The following is a 15,788-nucleotide window of genomic DNA, read 5'->3' on the forward strand; positions in this document are numbered from 1 at the left end:
ACTGAAAGCTAGGTTTTTTTGCAAACTTGCAAAACAGCACCTAATCAATACTAGTTTATGCAAACATTATGCATAGATAAACCAATAACGCAAATAACTGCAATGGTAAAAATTAACAAGTTCTGTTAAAATGCCCGATTATTTTTGTGCAGGATAATTATCGTTAATTTTATGACAGAACAAGCTTATTTAGATGAAGTAAATGCGCGTCGCACTTTTGCGATTATTTCACATCCCGATGCTGGTAAAACAACCATTACAGAAAAAGTGTTGCTATTTGGTCATGCCATTCAAACAGCTGGAACGGTAAAAGGTCGAGGCGCGAATGCCCAACACGCTAAATCCGACTGGATGGAGATGGAAAAGCAGCGTGGTATTTCGATTACAACTTCTGTCATGCAGTTTCCTTATAATCAATGTCTAGTCAATTTACTTGATACCCCAGGGCATGAAGACTTCTCAGAAGATACTTATCGAACTTTAACGGCCGTTGATAGTTGTTTAATGGTGATTGATGCAGCAAAAGGGGTTGAAGATCGTACGCGTAAATTAATGGAAGTAACGCGTTTACGTAATACGCCGATTTTGACTTTTATGAATAAGTTAGATCGTGATATTCGTGATCCTTTAGAATTACTCGATGAAGTTGAGAACGAACTCAATATTATGTGTGCACCGATTACTTGGCCTATTGGTTGTGGCAAGTTATTTAAAGGTGTGTACCATTTAGCCAAAGATGAAACTTATCTATATCAAACAGGTCAAGGACATACCATTCAAGAAGTCCGAGTTATTAAAGGGTTAACTAATCCTGAATTGGATAAAACTGTTGGCGATGATTTAGCCGCTCAGCTTCGTGAAGAGCTTGAATTAGTGCAAGGCGCATCGAATGAGTTCGATTTACAAGCATTTTTATCCGGTGATTTAACCCCCGTCTTTTTTGGTACTGCATTAGGTAATTTTGGTGTTGATCATATGTTAGATGGCTTAACGGCTTGGGCTCCGCCACCGCAAGCTCGTCAAACGGATAAGCGAAAAGTCGAATCTAGCGAAGAAAAATTTAGTGGTTTTGTCTTTAAGATTCAAGCCAATATGGATCCAAAACACCGAGACCGCGTGGCATTTATGCGCATTGTGTCGGGTAAATATGAAAAAGGTATGAAATTGCGTCATGTTCGTCTTGCTAAAGATGTCAATATTTCTGATGCATTAACCTTTATGGCTGGCGATCGTGAACATGTAGAAGAGGCTTATGCCGGTGATATTATCGGATTACATAATCATGGTACTATTCAAATTGGTGACACCTTTACCCAAGGTGAAGATCTTAAGTTTACCGGTATTCCTAACTTTGCCCCGGAACTATTTCGCCGAATTCGTTTAAAAGATCCGCTAAAACAAAAGCAATTATTAAAAGGATTAGTGCAATTGTCTGAAGAGGGTGCTGTGCAGGTATTTCGACCATTAGCCAATAATGACTTAATTGTCGGGGCAGTTGGTGTACTTCAGTTTGATGTGGTCGTTGCTCGATTAAAATCTGAATATAATGTTGAAGCCATTTATGAACCGGTAAATGTGACCACCGCACGCTGGGTAGAATGTAGTGACGCGAAGAAATTCGAAGAGTTTAAACGCAAATGTGAGCAAAATTTAGCGTTAGATGGCGGTGATAATTTATCCTATATTGCGCCAAGTATGGTTAACTTAAATCTAACTCAAGAACGTTATCCAGATGTCGAATTTAGAAAAACACGGGAACATTAATTGTTATTATTTCTCCATTGTTGTTTAAAAAAATAAAGAGCTGGGTTTTCCCAGCTTTTTTATATTGTAGAGAAATTGAAACAATATAAAATAAAAGCGACTGTCAGTTCTAGTATTGGTACTTTGATGACTCAATTTATTGCAATAACATGGCTGACCAGTTGACTGTCAACATTTACGACAAGATTCAACGTGCCTGATTTTTAGATAAATAGTCGACCAAGAAAATCAAGATCGATTACGTTGTAATTGACTCGTTTTTCTATCTCAATCCAATATTGTTATTGAACGCAACTTTTGACTTAGTTGATGACTTACATTTAACCAAACCGTTTTTAATCTAGTCATGTCGTCAAAAATGTGGTGAGTAAATTGCCCTAATAGATTAGTGATACATTGTGCTTTCATATTATGAATTACTAGATTATCTTTTAGTTAAGATAGATAATAGAAAACTTACACCTCAATTTTTAATCAGATAAATTTATAGGATTAAATTTTTGAAAAAATTACTAGAAACTGCTGTCAGTTTTCTTTTTTAGTAATTTATTAAATTCATCATAGAATATGACATTTTAGGCGGAGAATATATGCATAAGATAAAAATAACGCTCTTAATTGTGCTAGCTTTTTTTTACTTCAATTCCTCTTTTGCGATTGAAAACAAACTTTCACATCCCGTTTTATTAGAAAAGGTTCAACAAAGTGATCGCGATAATCGCCAATACGAAGTCATCGAACTAGCCAATAAAATGCGTGTATTATTAGTATCCGATCCTAAAGCTGTGAAATCATTAGCTTCGCTCGCCTTACCTGTTGGCTCTTTACAAGATCCTGCCGATCAACAAGGTTTAGCTCACTATACCGAACATATGGTCTTGATGGGGTCTAAAAAGTATCCTGAACCCGCTAGTTTTTCTCAATTCTTAAATCGCCATGCGGGTAGTTATAATGCGAGTACTGCTTCATATAGAACTGCATTTTATTTTGAGGTGGAAAATGGCGCATTTAATCATGCGTTAGATTATTTAGCTCAAGCGATTGCTAATCCTGTTTTAGATCCAAAATTTGCAGATAAAGAGCGAAATGCTGTTAATGCTGAACTGACAATGGCCAGATCGAATGATGGTTTTCGTATTGGACAAGTTGATTCTGAAACAATTAATCAAAAGCACCCTGCGTCACAATTTTCAGGGGGAAATTTAGAAACGCTAAGTGATAAATCAACAAGTAAATTACACGATGCGTTAGTTAATTTTCATAATAATTATTACTCAGCTAACATTATGGTCGGGGTTGTTTATAGCAATCAATCTATTAATAAATTGGCAAAACTTGCTGAAACTACTTTTGGTCAAATTCCTAATAAAAATATTCAAGCTCCAAAAGTTGATCAAACCGCTATGCCAAGTGACGTATTAGCTAAACAAATTACTATGTTACCCGCTCAGCCTAAAAAATTGATGCTTTTACAATTTCCAATTGAAAATAATTTAGTTAAATTTGCCGATAAAAGTGATGAATATATTGCTTATTTAATTAGCAATCGTAGTCAAAACACATTGTCAGAACAATTACAAAAGCAAGGATTGATTGAAAACATTAGTGCATCAAGCGATCCTATTCGTTATGGTAATAGTGGTGTTTTGAGCATTAATGTAAGTTTGACTGATGACGGCCTTGCTCAAAAAGATAAAGTGATAGCGGCTATTTTCAATTACTTACAATTAATACAAAAAGATGGGGTAAAGGATACTTATTACGAAGAACTTAAAAAAGTATTAGCACTTGAATTTAAATACCAAGATATTGAACGAGATATGTCTTATGTTGAATGGCTATCTGATCAGATGTTGCTTTATCCAATCCAAAATATTTTAAACGCTGACTTTATTGCATCGCATTTTGATAAAGATGCGATAGTAAACCGTTTAAAGAGCCTAACGCCAGATAATGCTAGAATTTGGACCATTGCACCAAATCAACCTACCGATAAAGTTGCCTATTTTGTTGAAGCACCTTATAAAATTGATGCTATAACTAGTGAACAAAAATCAAATTGGTCGAATTTAGCAAAAAGCTTTTCGTTTACTTTACCTGAACTCAATCCTTATATTCCAGATGATTTTACGATTGTTAACCCAAATAGCAATCAATCTGAGCCTTTAGAATTTAATAAGCGCGGTAATCATATCCATTTTGTTAGCCAATATTTTGGTCAAGAACCTAAAGCCGCAATTGTCGTTTCATTACGTAATGATCAAGCTTTTAGTGATGCTAAATCTCAAGTTGCGTTTGATTTGCTCGATTATCTTGTTAGTCGTAATCTAGCACAACTTCAATTCCAAGCTAATGTGGCTGGTATTGAATTGTCGACTAGCCGTGATAATGGTTTGATGGTGACAGCTGATGGTTTTAATCAGCACCTTCCCGAAATGGTATTAGCGGTACTTAATCGGTATCAGCAAATAATTGTTGATGAACAAAGTTTAGCCTTAGCTAAATCGTGGTATATCCAAAAATTAGATGCAATTGAGCATGCGAATAGTTATCAGTTAGCCGCCAATCCTGTCAATGCATTGTCTGTATTACCTCACTACTATGAACGTAATTTAAGAAGACAAATCACAGCAGATATCAGTGTTAACGATATTGTAGCTTATCGTGATGCGCTAATGACGCATTCAGTTCCTTATATGCTAAGTTTAGGTAATTTATCGAATCAACGCTCGTTAGATCTTTATCATAAAATTCAAGAAAAATTTGCGTCTAACGCTCAATTTACACCAATTGATAACCTTAAAATAAATGCACCATTAACAGCACGCATTACTCAAACGGCGAAAGCAACTGATAATGCTTTAATGATGAGCTATATTCCGACTAATTATGATCGAAATTCGAGCCGCATCTTGAGTTATACGCTTTCGAAGATTATATCGCCTTGGTTTTTCGATCAATTACGATCTAATGAACAGTTAGGTTATGCCGTTTTTGCTGTATCAATGTCAGTAGGCGATTCTTCAGGTATTAGCTTTATTATACAAAGTAATCAATACGACCCAGCCTATTTGCTAGGACGTTATCAGCATTTCTATCCAATTATGCTGCAAAAATTACAAGCATTATCCAAAAATGATATAGAGCAATATAAAAAGGCGGTGCTTGAGGAATTGACAATGCCACCTCAAACGTTAAATGAAGAATTAGAACGCTATCTGGCTGATTATCGTTTATCGAATTTTTCGTTTGATTCACGCGATAAGAAAATAGCCGAAGTGAAAAAAATTGATAAGCAAGACTTAATTGATTTTTATAATAACGCTATTGTTAAACAAAAAGGTTTGGTGTTTGCTTCGCAAGTATTAGGGCAAGCGTCACAAGCTTCGAAAAAACCTGAAGCAATTACTGAATATACTGAATTTGCAGATGCATCAAACTTACAAGATGTTTTGCTAAAATAGTTGACTAAAATGTGGATGTTACCTTAAACATTTTTAGCGAAAATTGGCATTGTTATCACCTTGTGATACACTGCCAAGATTCGAATATTTTGAGTCAATTATGATTAGTGAAGCAATTGATTATTTGGCAATAGGGCAGCGATTACGCGCTTATCGTATTGCCGCCTCACTTAAAGCCGAAGATGTAGCTGAGAGTTTAAGAATTTCAAGAGCTGCAGTTTATCGCTTAGAAAAAGGTGAAATCGTTAAAATTGAAACATTAGAGCGATTAGCACTATTGTTAGACACTTCTTTAGCGAGCCTACTTGGTATTGATACGGAATATTATTCAAGTGGCGAAGGGTTTTTTGAACGTATGCGTCAGTTGGAAGAACAATCAACCCATATTTATTCACACTTTGATCCCTTCTCTTTTTTGCTAACTTCACCACACTATTTATCGCATTTGGCCATGATGCTTGAGGAGTCTGGTGAAGCGATTGATTCAGATAAATATGCGGTGAGTTTATCAATTTTGAAACATCGTAAAACGCAATTTTATCAGTCTGTTCCTAAAGTGATTAATTTAATTAGTTTACGCAATGTTGAGCGTTTTTTGCATATTGGTTTAGTCGGTAATTTAACCATTTCGCCGGGGAAAAAATCGGAAAGAATGTTATTAGCACGTCAAGAAGTTTATCATTTAATTGAACTTTTAGAACACCAATCTTATGCGCCAACAATTGCTATTACTGAGCAGGCTATTCCGTCAATAGCTTTTCAAATCTTTTATCAAGATCAAAATCCGATCTCTTTAGCGATGAGTCCATTTCGTTTGGGGGAATTACCCAATGTGACAACGGGGATTGCTTCAATTACTTCATCATTTGATGCAATCAAGCGATATCGTTCTTTATTTGATAAATTATGGCAAAATAGTGCTAAAGATAAGCAAGCTATAGATTTGTTAAAAGCGACGCTAGAAAAATTTTAAAAAATATTTATAGAGAGTGATTATGTTATCTATAACATTACAACCGATAAAAAAAATTAATGGGACAATCAATTTACCTGGGTCAAAAAGTGTCTCTAATCGAGCATTACTATTATCCGCACTGAGTAAAGGTAATACCCGTTTGACCAATTTGCTTGATAGTGATGATGTCCGTTACATGCTTGATGCTTTAAAGGCTTTAGGTATTAAATATCAACTATCTGATGATCGTACTATTTGTGATATTCAGGGCATCGGTCGTCACTTGCAAGTGACTTACCCTTTGGAATTGTTTCTGGGAAATGCTGGCACAGCGATGCGTCCATTAACAGCGGCATTATGTTTGGGTAACAATAATATTATATTAACAGGCGAACCTCGTATGAAAGAGCGCCCAATAGGGCATTTAGTCGATGCTCTGCGTCAAGGTGGTGCTAAAATTGACTATCTTGAAAACGAAGGTTACCCGCCACTGCATATTCATGGTGGTTTTAGCGGGGGTAATATCAACGTTGATGGAACGGTTTCAAGTCAGTTTTTAACCGCTTTATTAATGACTGCACCCCTAGCGGATAAAGATACCGAAATTACCATTATTGGTGATTTAGTTTCGAAACCTTATATTGATATTACAATCAAAATGATGGCGATTTTTGGTGTCACAGTTACCAATCATGATTATCAAAAATTTACCATTAAAGCCAAACAATGTTATCAATCTCCTGGCAATTATTTAGTCGAAGGTGATGCTTCGTCCGCTTCTTATTTTTTAGCCGCAGCGGCAATTAAAGGCGGTACAGTGCGTGTTACCGGTATAGGTAAAAAAAGTTTACAAGGCGACACCCAATTTGCACATGTACTTGAAAAAATGGGTGCTAAAGTGATTTGGGCAGATGATTATATTGAATGTACTCGGGGGGAATTAAACGGTATTGATATGGACATGAACCATATTCCCGATGCAGCAATGACTATTGCCACGACTGCTTTATTTGCCAAAGGATCGACGACAATTCGTAATATTTACAATTGGCGAGTGAAAGAAACCGATCGCTTATATGCGATGGCAACTGAACTGCGGAAGGTTGGAGCTACGGTTGAAGAGGGACCTGATTATATTACTATCGTTCCGCCTGCAAAATTAACGCATGCTAAAATCGAAACCTATAACGATCATCGCATTGCAATGTGTTTTTCGTTAGTTGCACTATCCGATACGCCGGTGACCATATTAGATCCTAAATGCACTATGAAAACTTTTCCAGACTACTTTGAACAATTTGAACGATTAAGCGAATATTAATATGATTAAAACTGTTCCCGTCATTGCCATTGATGGACCTAGTGGCGTAGGTAAAGGCACATTATGCCAAGCATTAGCTAATCATTTTAATTGGCACCTTTTAGATTCGGGGGCTATTTATCGAGTATTGGCATTTTCAGCCTTGCAACAAAACATCGCACTTGATGATGAAAGTCAGCTTGTTAAATTGGCGTTAAATCTGCCTTTAACCTTCGATTCTACAGGGGCTGAAGTAAAAGTTTTATTACAGAATAACGATGTCACTAACGCTATCCGTACTGAACAAACAGGCGGAGCCGCATCAAAAGTGGCTTCGTTAAGTCAAGTGAGAGTTGCATTATTACAACGACAACGAGATTTTAAACAGGCTCCGGGCTTGATTGCTGATGGTCGCGATATGGGAACTGTCGTATTCCCAGATGCATCAGTCAAAATCTTTCTCGATGCCAGTGCGCAATCTCGAGCAGAAAGAAGAATGAAACAGTTGCAAGATAAGCAAAATCATGCTAAATTCGCCGAAATTTTGCAGGAAATAACAGCGCGTGATGAGCGTGATCGCAATCGGGCCGTTGCGCCGTTAAAACCTGCTGTTGATGCACTTATAATTGATACCACATCACTTTCTATTCAAGATGTTTTTAATCAATCTATTAAGTATATAAACCAAAAACTCGGGCAATAAATTTATTTATTGCTTGAACCAAGCTCCACAAAAGGATAGGTGGAGTTCCGTAAACAACCCCACAAGACATGATGTAATGTGGACGTTAATATTAATTTAAGTATATAAATATGACTGAATCTTTTGCTCAACTCTTTGAAGAGTCTTTAAATCAACTAGACACTCGTTCTGGTAATATGATCCGTGGTACTGTCGTTGCAATCGACAAAGATGTCGTTTTAGTTGATGCTGGTTTAAAATCTGAATCAGCAATTCCAGTAGAGCAGTTTAAAAATGCCCAAGGCGAATTAGAAGTTCAAGTAGGTGACGTTGTTGACGTTGTGCTTGACTCAATTGAAGATGGCTTTGGTGAAACAATCTTATCTCGTGAAAAAGCTAAACGTCATGAAGCGTGGCTGACACTAGAAAAAGCAGTTGAAGATGCTGCAACAGTTTTAGGTGTTATCAATGGTAAAGTTAAAGGTGGCTTTACGGTTGATCTTAATGGCGTGCGTGCGTTCCTTCCTGGTTCACTTGTTGACGTTCGCCCATTACGCGATACTTCACATATTGAAAATCGCGAAATTGAATTAAAAGTTATTAAATTAGATCAAAAACGTAACAACGTTGTTGTTTCACGTCGTGCCGTTATCGAATCTGAAAATAGCGCAGAAAGAGAACAACTTCTTGAAAATCTACAAGAAGGTTCAGAAGTTAAAGGTATCATTAAAAATCTTACTGATTACGGTGCATTCGTTGATCTTGGTGGGGTTGATGGTTTACTTCACATTACCGATATGGCTTGGAAACGTGTTAAACACCCAAGTGAAGTGGTTGAAGTGGGTCAAGAATTACTTGTTAAAGTGCTTAAATTCGATAAAGATCGTTCACGTGTTTCTCTTGGCTTAAAACAATTAGGCGAAGATCCATGGGTTTCAATCGCTAAACGTTACCCAGAAGGAACAAAAGTAACAGGTAAAGTAACTAACTTAACTGATTACGGTTGTTTTGTTGAAATTGAAACAGGTGTTGAAGGTTTAGTACACGTTTCTGAAATGGATTGGACAAACAAAAACATTCACCCATCTAAAGTGGTTAGCTTAGGTGATGTGGTTGAAGTTGTTGTTCTTGAAATTGATGAAGAACGTCGTCGTATCTCTTTAGGTCTTAAACAATGTAAACCAAACCCATGGTTACAATTTGCTGAATCACACAATAAAGGTGATAAAGTTAGCGGTAAGATCAAATCAATCACTGACTTTGGTATCTTCATTGGTTTAGATGGCGGTATTGATGGTTTAGTTCATCTTTCAGATATCTCTTGGAATATGCCTGGCGAAGAAGCGGTTAAAGCTTATAAGAAAGGTGACGATATCGAAGCGGTTGTGTTACAAGTTGACGCAGAGCGCGAACGTATTTCTTTAGGTATTAAACAATTAGAAGATGATCCTTTCAATAATTTTGCTGCAAACTATAAAAAAGGCACTATTGTTAAAGGTAAAGTAACTGCTGTCGATGCTAAAGGTGCAACTATCGAAATTGCTGATGGTATTGAAGGTTACTTAAAAGCTCAAGATATTGCTCGTGAACGTATTGAAGATGCAACTACTGCACTGAAAGTTGGTGACGAAGTTGAAGCTAAGATTGTTAATATCGATCGTAAGTCTCGTGCGATTTCATTATCAGTACGCGCTAAAGATGAAGCTGATGAAAAAGAAGCACTTGCTGCTGTAAATAATACTGCAACTCAAGAAGAAGCATCATTTACTAATGCAATGGCTGAAGCTTTCAAAGCTGCTTCAAAAACTGAGTAAAAATTGTTTATGTAAAGAGTAAAGAGGGCTTGCCCTCTTTTTCTTTTGTGGTATAAAATAAATCAGTTATTTACCACACAAAATAAATTAGGAGTGACCATGAACAGATCAGATTTAGCCGAAAAGATAGTTAACTGGCGGACACACCTTCCTGTACAACTAGTTGATGATGCTGTAAGAGATATTATCGAACAGATCGCTTTAGCTATGGAAAGTAATGATCGTGTTGAAATTCGAGGTTTTGGTAGTTTTAGTTTGAACTATCGCGCCCCACGTAAAGCGAGAAATCCTAGAACAGGTGGTAATGTTGAAGTTAAACATAAATATATCCCTCATTTCAAACCGGGTAAAGAATTACGTGAACGAGTTAATAATGCTGCCAAAGCATAAGTTTGCATAATATTACAAAAAAACCTTTGACTAAAATCAAAGGTTTTTTTATTTATAACAATTCGGGTATTTATCAATCAATGCTTGCAGCACCATTCTAGATTACCGACACCTCCTCTTTAGCTGTGATTCGTATTAACGTAAAAAATAAGTTTTGCTGAAAATCAGTTTAGTTTTGTAAAAGTTTTTCAACTAATTAATAAAATGGAAGCAACCTCTAGAAATTAGCAAATGGAATATTTTGAGAAAACAGTTATGTGATAGTTTGATAGCCAATCAAAATTAACCCTATCCAAAATCAATGCGGCAACTTTTTTCACTGGATCTATTAGCAATAATTTTTTCTTTAGGTTGTTTGCCACTTATGTTTTTACCTTCATTACCTTCTTATGAACAGTGGTATATGCTGGCTATTGTTCTTATTACTTTTATTTTGATTGTTCCATCAACGTTTTATCGCTTTACAATAATGATTGCGGTATTAATCCTTAGCTTTTTATGGTCTACTGCTTATAGTCATCAATATTTATCAAATGTTGAACCTTATATCGATAAGACCTTGGTTGTGCAAGCTAAAGTCGAAACAATTGATGTTCAAGCCGACAATATAACAGAACCGTATTACATAAAATTTGCCCTAATCAATTCTGACCAGCATTATTTGTCTTTTAATCCGACTATTTCAGTCTATTGGGATCAGCCAATTATTCCTAAGGCCGGTCAAATTTGGCAACTTACGTTGAAAACCAAAGTTAGCCAAGGTTATTTGAATGAAGGGGGTTTTGATAGTCAACGCTTTGCAATTGCCAATAAGCGCCTGTTATCAGCAAAATTAAAACAAGCTAAATTACTTGATGATAAGCGTAATGTTAGACAAGTTATAGCAGATTACGCTTTACCCTATATTAATCTATGTGTTTACCGAGGAATCCTGATTGCGCTTGCTTTTGGCGAACGCACACAAATAAGTGGTGAAGATCGCCTAATAATGATGCAAACCGGTATAGCTCATTTAATGGCAATATCCGGTATGCATATTCTTTTAGTTTTTTATTTTTGCTGCTTTATTGTTAAAACAAGTCTGTTTTTACTTCCAAATCGTTATATACATTATTTTGTACCAATCATAGTTGGTTGGCTAAGTGCATTATTTTATGCTTGGTTAACAGGATTTAATCCGCCAACACTGCGTGCGATATTCGCACTATCAATATGGATATACTTACGCTATCAAAGTTATCATTTAAGTGCTTGGCAAAAAATAAACCGAATTATTGCAATATTACTCTTATTTGATCCGTTGATGATTTTATCAGAAAGTTTTTGGTTATCTTGCTACGCGGTTATCAGTTTACTCTTTCTATCCCAATGGATGCCTTTACCAAACCGTTTTCAACAAAAAAAACGTTGGTATTTAATACGGTTATTGCATCTACAATTTGGCTTAACGTTATTATTATTACCTATACAATTTTTTATTTTTCACGGGATAAGTACTGTTGCAGTATTCACGAATTTAATAGCAATTCCACTTATCACACTATGTACCTTTCCTGCTATTTTATTGGCACTATTATTTAGTTTGGTACATTGTTTTTATTTATCCTTGTGGTTTTGCTTTGTTGCAGATAGTTCTCTTAAAGGATTATTTTTATGTTTAAAAGCAATGAATGTATTGTGGTTGACATTACCGGCTAATTTTTATCTACTAAGTTTAATTGGTTGGTTGATGATTATTGTTATTCATACTGAACTTTGGCGTCATTTTTTCGTGACTATATTGTCTATTTTATGCTTAATGATTTCACCTTTTTTTGTCGTTCTTGATTATGTTTGGCGAGTAGACATGTTAGATGTTGGTCATGGACTGGCTATTGTGATTCATAATGGAAAGTCAGCTATTTTGTATGATACGGGTGCTAAATGGGATAAAAATTCAGTAGCACAGCAGGTCATTATACCGTTTTTATTGCAGCATAATTTAACAGTTGAAGGCATTATCATTAGTCACCAACATAATGATCATATTGGTGGGCTGAATATTTTAAAGCGTACCTATCCAAATGCGTGGTTGATGAGTTCATCATCATCATTGAATAATGATTATTTATGTTTAGCGGGGAATCACATTAGTTGGAACCAGCTTTCATTTAATATTTTATGGCCTAAAAAGCTGGTTAATTATGCGCAAAATAAAGACTCATGTGTGATACAAATAACGGATGGTCGATTCTCGGTATTGTTAACAGGGGATTTAGAACGAACGCAAGAGTATCAGTTAATTGAACAATATGGAGTTAAATTATCTTCAACATTTTTACAAGTTCCCCATCATGGTAGTATGAGCTCATCAAGCTATGCCTTTATAAATCGGGTAAAACCGAAAAGTGCATTGGTGTCGACTTCGCGCTATAATGCTTGGAACTTACCCGCAGATAAGATTACTTTACGTTATCATGAACTTAACTTAGATTATCATGTTACTGCAAGGACAGGTCAAATTAGTCTATTTTTTAATAAATTAACATGGAATATCAAAACAATGCGGGAACAAGTTCGTCCTAGGTGGTATCATGATTGGCTTGGGCGTTTACCTATTTATGAGTAAAATAATAGCCAATATCGCCATATTTATATTACGTCAAATATAGCAGTAATGGTAACAAAACATAATCAAGTGATAATAAATGATGATTGAAAAATTATGGTATGGTAAAAATAGATTATATTGGTTACTTATTCCTTTTTCTTTGTTGTATGGTTTGATTGTTTTTATTCGTCGCCAGTTATATCGATTCGGTCTTTTAAAATCATGGCATTCACCTGTTCCGATTGTTGTTGTTGGCAATTTATCCGTCGGCGGTAATGGTAAAACCCCTTTCACGATTGGTTTGATTCAAGCTTTACAAGCTAAAGGGTTCCATGTTGGTGTCGTTTCACGGGGATATGGCGGTAACGCTGATTCTTATCCCTTAATTTTAGATAACAATACAACAACAGCCCAAGCGGGTGATGAACCGGTTCTGATTTATCAACGCACTCAGGCGCCTGTTGCGGTAGCACCGAAACGAGTTGATGCGGTCAAAGCTTTATTAAAACACTATCAGTTAGATGTTATTTTGACTGATGATGGCTTACAACATTATGCGCTAGCTCGTAACATAGAAGTTGTTGTAGTCGATGGTAAACGTCAATTTGGCAATGGGTGGTGGATTCCTGCTGGTCCAATGCGAGAGCGACAAAACCGTTTAACATCAGTCGATGTGATCATCATTAATGGTGATAGCGATAGTCTGTTACCCGAGAAATATCCCAATAAAACTTATACTATGCAATTGGCTCCCAACTGTGCCATTAATTTGCTTACTCAGGAAAAAAAGCCATTATCTTCGTTACAAAATATCTGTGCTATTGCTGGAATTAGCAATCCTAAACGTTTTTTTGATATGTTAACAATGATGAATGCGGATTTAATTAAAACGGTATCCTTTGCTGATCATCAACAATTTACTTTGCCATTGTTAGCAGATATTGCAACTGATCAACAAATCATTTTAATGACAGAAAAAGATGCAGTAAAATGTCAGCAATTTGCATTACCAAATTGGTGGTATCTACCTGTAGATGCCATTATACCTATGCCAGCAATTAACCATATCTGTTCATTATTAGCGGATATAACATCACATAGAGAATAAAATATGAAAGCGCTTCTTCTTAATGCTATTGCATGCCCTAAATGTCACGGCAAATTGCAATATGATAAAGAACATAATCAGCTGATTTGTCAAACTGATAAATTAGTTTTTCCTGTAAAGGATGGTATTCCCGTATTACTTGAAACCGAGGCGATGGCACTGACTCAAGTAAAATTTAATCAAGAATAGAACATTACAAGGATTAGTTATGAATTTTTCTGTTATTATTCCTGCAAGATATGCATCAAGCCGTTTACCTGCAAAACCTTTAGCAGATATACACGGTAAACCGATGATCGTACGAGTGATGGAACAAGCAAAAAAGTCATCGGCAAATCGAGTCATTGTTGCAACCGATCATCAGCAAGTTTTCGAGGTGGTAAAAAAGCATGGTGGAGAAGTGATTCTAACCAGTGATAAACATAACTCGGGGACTGAGCGTCTGGCCGAAGTCATTAATAGCTTTCAATTTGCCGATGATGAAGTGATTGTTAATGTTCAAGGTGATGAGCCACTGATTCCCCCTATTATTATTGATCAAGTCGCTGAAAATTTAGTCAAATATAAAACAGGTATGGCTACTTTAGCTGTACCTATTGAGTCGGTTGAAGAAGCGTTTAATACTGGCGCTGTTAAAGTTGTGATGGATAAAGATGGTTATGCGCTCTATTTTTCTCGAGCGACTATTCCTTGGGAGCGAGATCGCTTCGCGAAAGCTAGCAATTTATTCAATCAATCCAGTATTGGTGATTTTTACCTTCGCCACATTGGTATTTATGCTTATCGAGCAGGTTTTATTCGTCAGTATATCAACTGGGCACCTTCTTCACTTGAGCAAATTGAAATGCTTGAACAGCTTAGAGTTCTTTGGTATGGTGAAAAAATTCATGTTGCAGTTGCTAAAGAGTCACCCGCCATTGGTGTTGATACGCAACAAGATTTAGAAAAAGTCAGAGAGTTATTTAAGGAGCAATAATGGCCATATTTAACGGCTTTTCTCAAGCGGGGCTAAATTTTTTACAAGATGCTTGGATTAACAACAGTAAAACCTGGTTTGATGAACATCGTTCTATTTATGATAACGATTTAGTTAAACCATTTAAGTTATTGGTTGAACAATTAACCCCAGAAATGTTAAAAATCGATGAGTGGTTTGAAACCAAGCCAGCGATAGGTAAAACCATATCACGCATTCATCGTGATACTCGATTTTCCAAAGATAAGACATTATATCGAAGTCGATTGTGGCTAACATTTAAACGACCAAATAAGGACTGGAAAGAAGCGCCAGCTTATTTTTTTGAAATTAGTCCGGATAGTTATCAATATGGTTTAGGTTATTATTGTGCATCAAAACAAACTATGGATATTTTTCGAGAAGAGATTGCTAATGATACTGCTAAGTTTTTAGAGATGATTCGTTGCGTCAAAAAACCTTTTGAATTGGTTGGTGAAAGTTATAAACGACCGCTGGTTAAAGATCAAGATGAAAAGATAGCAACATGGTATAACCGTAAAAGCTTAGCTGTTATGGTAACCAATAATCATATAGCTGATGTATTAGATAGTGATCTGCCAAATAAATTGATAAAAGGATTTAAAAAAATCGTCCCTCTATATGATTATTTAATGCGGGTTGAAATGATCAAAAATATACCTAAACTTTAATTGATGTCAGAACAGTAGGGCATCAACGTGTCCTATGTCTCATTATCCGTCAG

Annotated in this window: 12 protein-coding genes; all 12 read left to right on the forward strand. The window is 36.0% G+C overall.

What is annotated here, in order from left to right; genetic code table 11:
• Positions 1-171 precede the first annotated feature (171 nt).
• The 12 genes from prfC (at position 172) to J3U57_RS11755 (ending at position 15,735) form a co-directional block, all read left to right on the forward strand.
• On the forward strand, positions 172-1,764 hold the full coding sequence (gene prfC / locus J3U57_RS11700; RefSeq protein WP_267344851.1) for a peptide chain release factor 3: 1,593 nt from the start codon (positions 172-174) through the stop codon (positions 1,762-1,764).
• Between the two features lie 590 nt (positions 1,765-2,354).
• Positions 2,355-5,228: a pitrilysin gene (ptrA, locus tag J3U57_RS11705; RefSeq protein WP_267344852.1), complete on the forward strand. Its 2,874-nt coding sequence runs from the start codon at positions 2,355-2,357 to the stop codon at positions 5,226-5,228.
• A gap of 100 nt (positions 5,229-5,328) precedes the next feature.
• A complete protein-coding gene (locus J3U57_RS11710) occupies positions 5,329-6,201 on the forward strand; it encodes a helix-turn-helix domain-containing protein (RefSeq protein WP_267332486.1) in 873 nt (290 codons plus the stop codon).
• A 19-nt stretch (positions 6,202-6,220) separates the two neighbouring features.
• Positions 6,221-7,504, forward strand: coding sequence for a 3-phosphoshikimate 1-carboxyvinyltransferase (gene aroA / locus J3U57_RS11715; protein ID WP_416379533.1), 1,284 nt, complete (start codon positions 6,221-6,223; stop codon positions 7,502-7,504).
• Between the two features lies 1 nt (position 7,505).
• Positions 7,506-8,186 (forward strand): (d)CMP kinase, encoded by a 681-nt coding sequence (gene cmk / locus J3U57_RS11720; RefSeq protein ID WP_267344853.1) that lies wholly within the window; start codon positions 7,506-7,508, stop codon positions 8,184-8,186.
• 110 nt (positions 8,187-8,296) lie between these two features.
• Positions 8,297-9,979, forward strand: coding sequence for a 30S ribosomal protein S1 (gene rpsA / locus J3U57_RS11725; protein ID WP_065634839.1), 1,683 nt, complete (start codon positions 8,297-8,299; stop codon positions 9,977-9,979).
• 99 nt (positions 9,980-10,078) lie between these two features.
• The gene (ihfB, locus tag J3U57_RS11730) at positions 10,079-10,369 is read left to right on the forward strand and encodes an integration host factor subunit beta (RefSeq protein WP_065634838.1); all 291 of its coding nucleotides are present in this window, start codon (positions 10,079-10,081) and stop codon (positions 10,367-10,369) included.
• Positions 10,370-10,733: 364 nt separating this feature from the next.
• Positions 10,734-12,977, forward strand: coding sequence for a DNA internalization-related competence protein ComEC/Rec2 (locus J3U57_RS11735; RefSeq protein ID WP_267344854.1), 2,244 nt, complete (start codon positions 10,734-10,736; stop codon positions 12,975-12,977).
• Between the two features lie 82 nt (positions 12,978-13,059).
• Entirely contained in the window at positions 13,060-14,067 is a 1,008-nt protein-coding gene (gene lpxK, locus J3U57_RS11740) for a tetraacyldisaccharide 4'-kinase (RefSeq protein WP_416379685.1), read from the forward strand.
• Positions 14,068-14,070: 3 nt separating this feature from the next.
• Positions 14,071-14,256: a Trm112 family protein gene (locus J3U57_RS11745; protein WP_267332491.1), complete on the forward strand. Its 186-nt coding sequence runs from the start codon at positions 14,071-14,073 to the stop codon at positions 14,254-14,256.
• 19 nt (positions 14,257-14,275) lie between these two features.
• Complete coding sequence (kdsB, locus tag J3U57_RS11750) at positions 14,276-15,043, forward strand: 3-deoxy-manno-octulosonate cytidylyltransferase (RefSeq protein ID WP_267344857.1); 768 nt, start codon at positions 14,276-14,278, stop codon at positions 15,041-15,043.
• Positions 15,043-15,735: a DUF2461 domain-containing protein gene (locus J3U57_RS11755; RefSeq protein WP_267332492.1), complete on the forward strand. Its 693-nt coding sequence runs from the start codon at positions 15,043-15,045 to the stop codon at positions 15,733-15,735. Before kdsB ends, J3U57_RS11755 begins: the two co-directional genes overlap by 1 nt.
• Positions 15,736-15,788: the final 53 nt, after the last annotated feature.

This window comes from Gilliamella sp. B3464, assembly GCF_026536145.1.
Lineage (GTDB): Bacteria > Pseudomonadota > Gammaproteobacteria > Enterobacterales > Orbaceae > Gilliamella.

Bases quoted from the DNA above. Each gene is read 5' to 3' on its own strand.
- J3U57_RS11745 (WP_267332491.1), top strand. From the start codon at position 14,071: ATGAAAGCGCTTCTTCTTAATGCTATTGCATGCCCTAAATGTCACGGC.
- lpxK (WP_416379685.1), top strand. From the start codon at position 13,060: ATGATTGAAAAATTATGGTATGGTAAAAATAGATTATATTGGTTACTT.
- J3U57_RS11735 (WP_267344854.1), top strand. From the start codon at position 10,734: ATGTTTTTACCTTCATTACCTTCTTATGAACAGTGGTATATGCTGGCT.
- J3U57_RS11755 (WP_267332492.1), top strand. From the start codon at position 15,043: ATGGCCATATTTAACGGCTTTTCTCAAGCGGGGCTAAATTTTTTACAA.
- cmk (WP_267344853.1), top strand. From the start codon at position 7,506: ATGATTAAAACTGTTCCCGTCATTGCCATTGATGGACCTAGTGGCGTA.
- ihfB (WP_065634838.1), top strand. From the start codon at position 10,079: ATGAACAGATCAGATTTAGCCGAAAAGATAGTTAACTGGCGGACACAC.
- J3U57_RS11710 (WP_267332486.1), top strand. From the start codon at position 5,329: ATGATTAGTGAAGCAATTGATTATTTGGCAATAGGGCAGCGATTACGC.
- prfC (WP_267344851.1), top strand. From the start codon at position 172: ATGACAGAACAAGCTTATTTAGATGAAGTAAATGCGCGTCGCACTTTT.
- ptrA (WP_267344852.1), top strand. From the start codon at position 2,355: ATGCATAAGATAAAAATAACGCTCTTAATTGTGCTAGCTTTTTTTTAC.
- rpsA (WP_065634839.1), top strand. From the start codon at position 8,297: ATGACTGAATCTTTTGCTCAACTCTTTGAAGAGTCTTTAAATCAACTA.
- kdsB (WP_267344857.1), top strand. From the start codon at position 14,276: ATGAATTTTTCTGTTATTATTCCTGCAAGATATGCATCAAGCCGTTTA.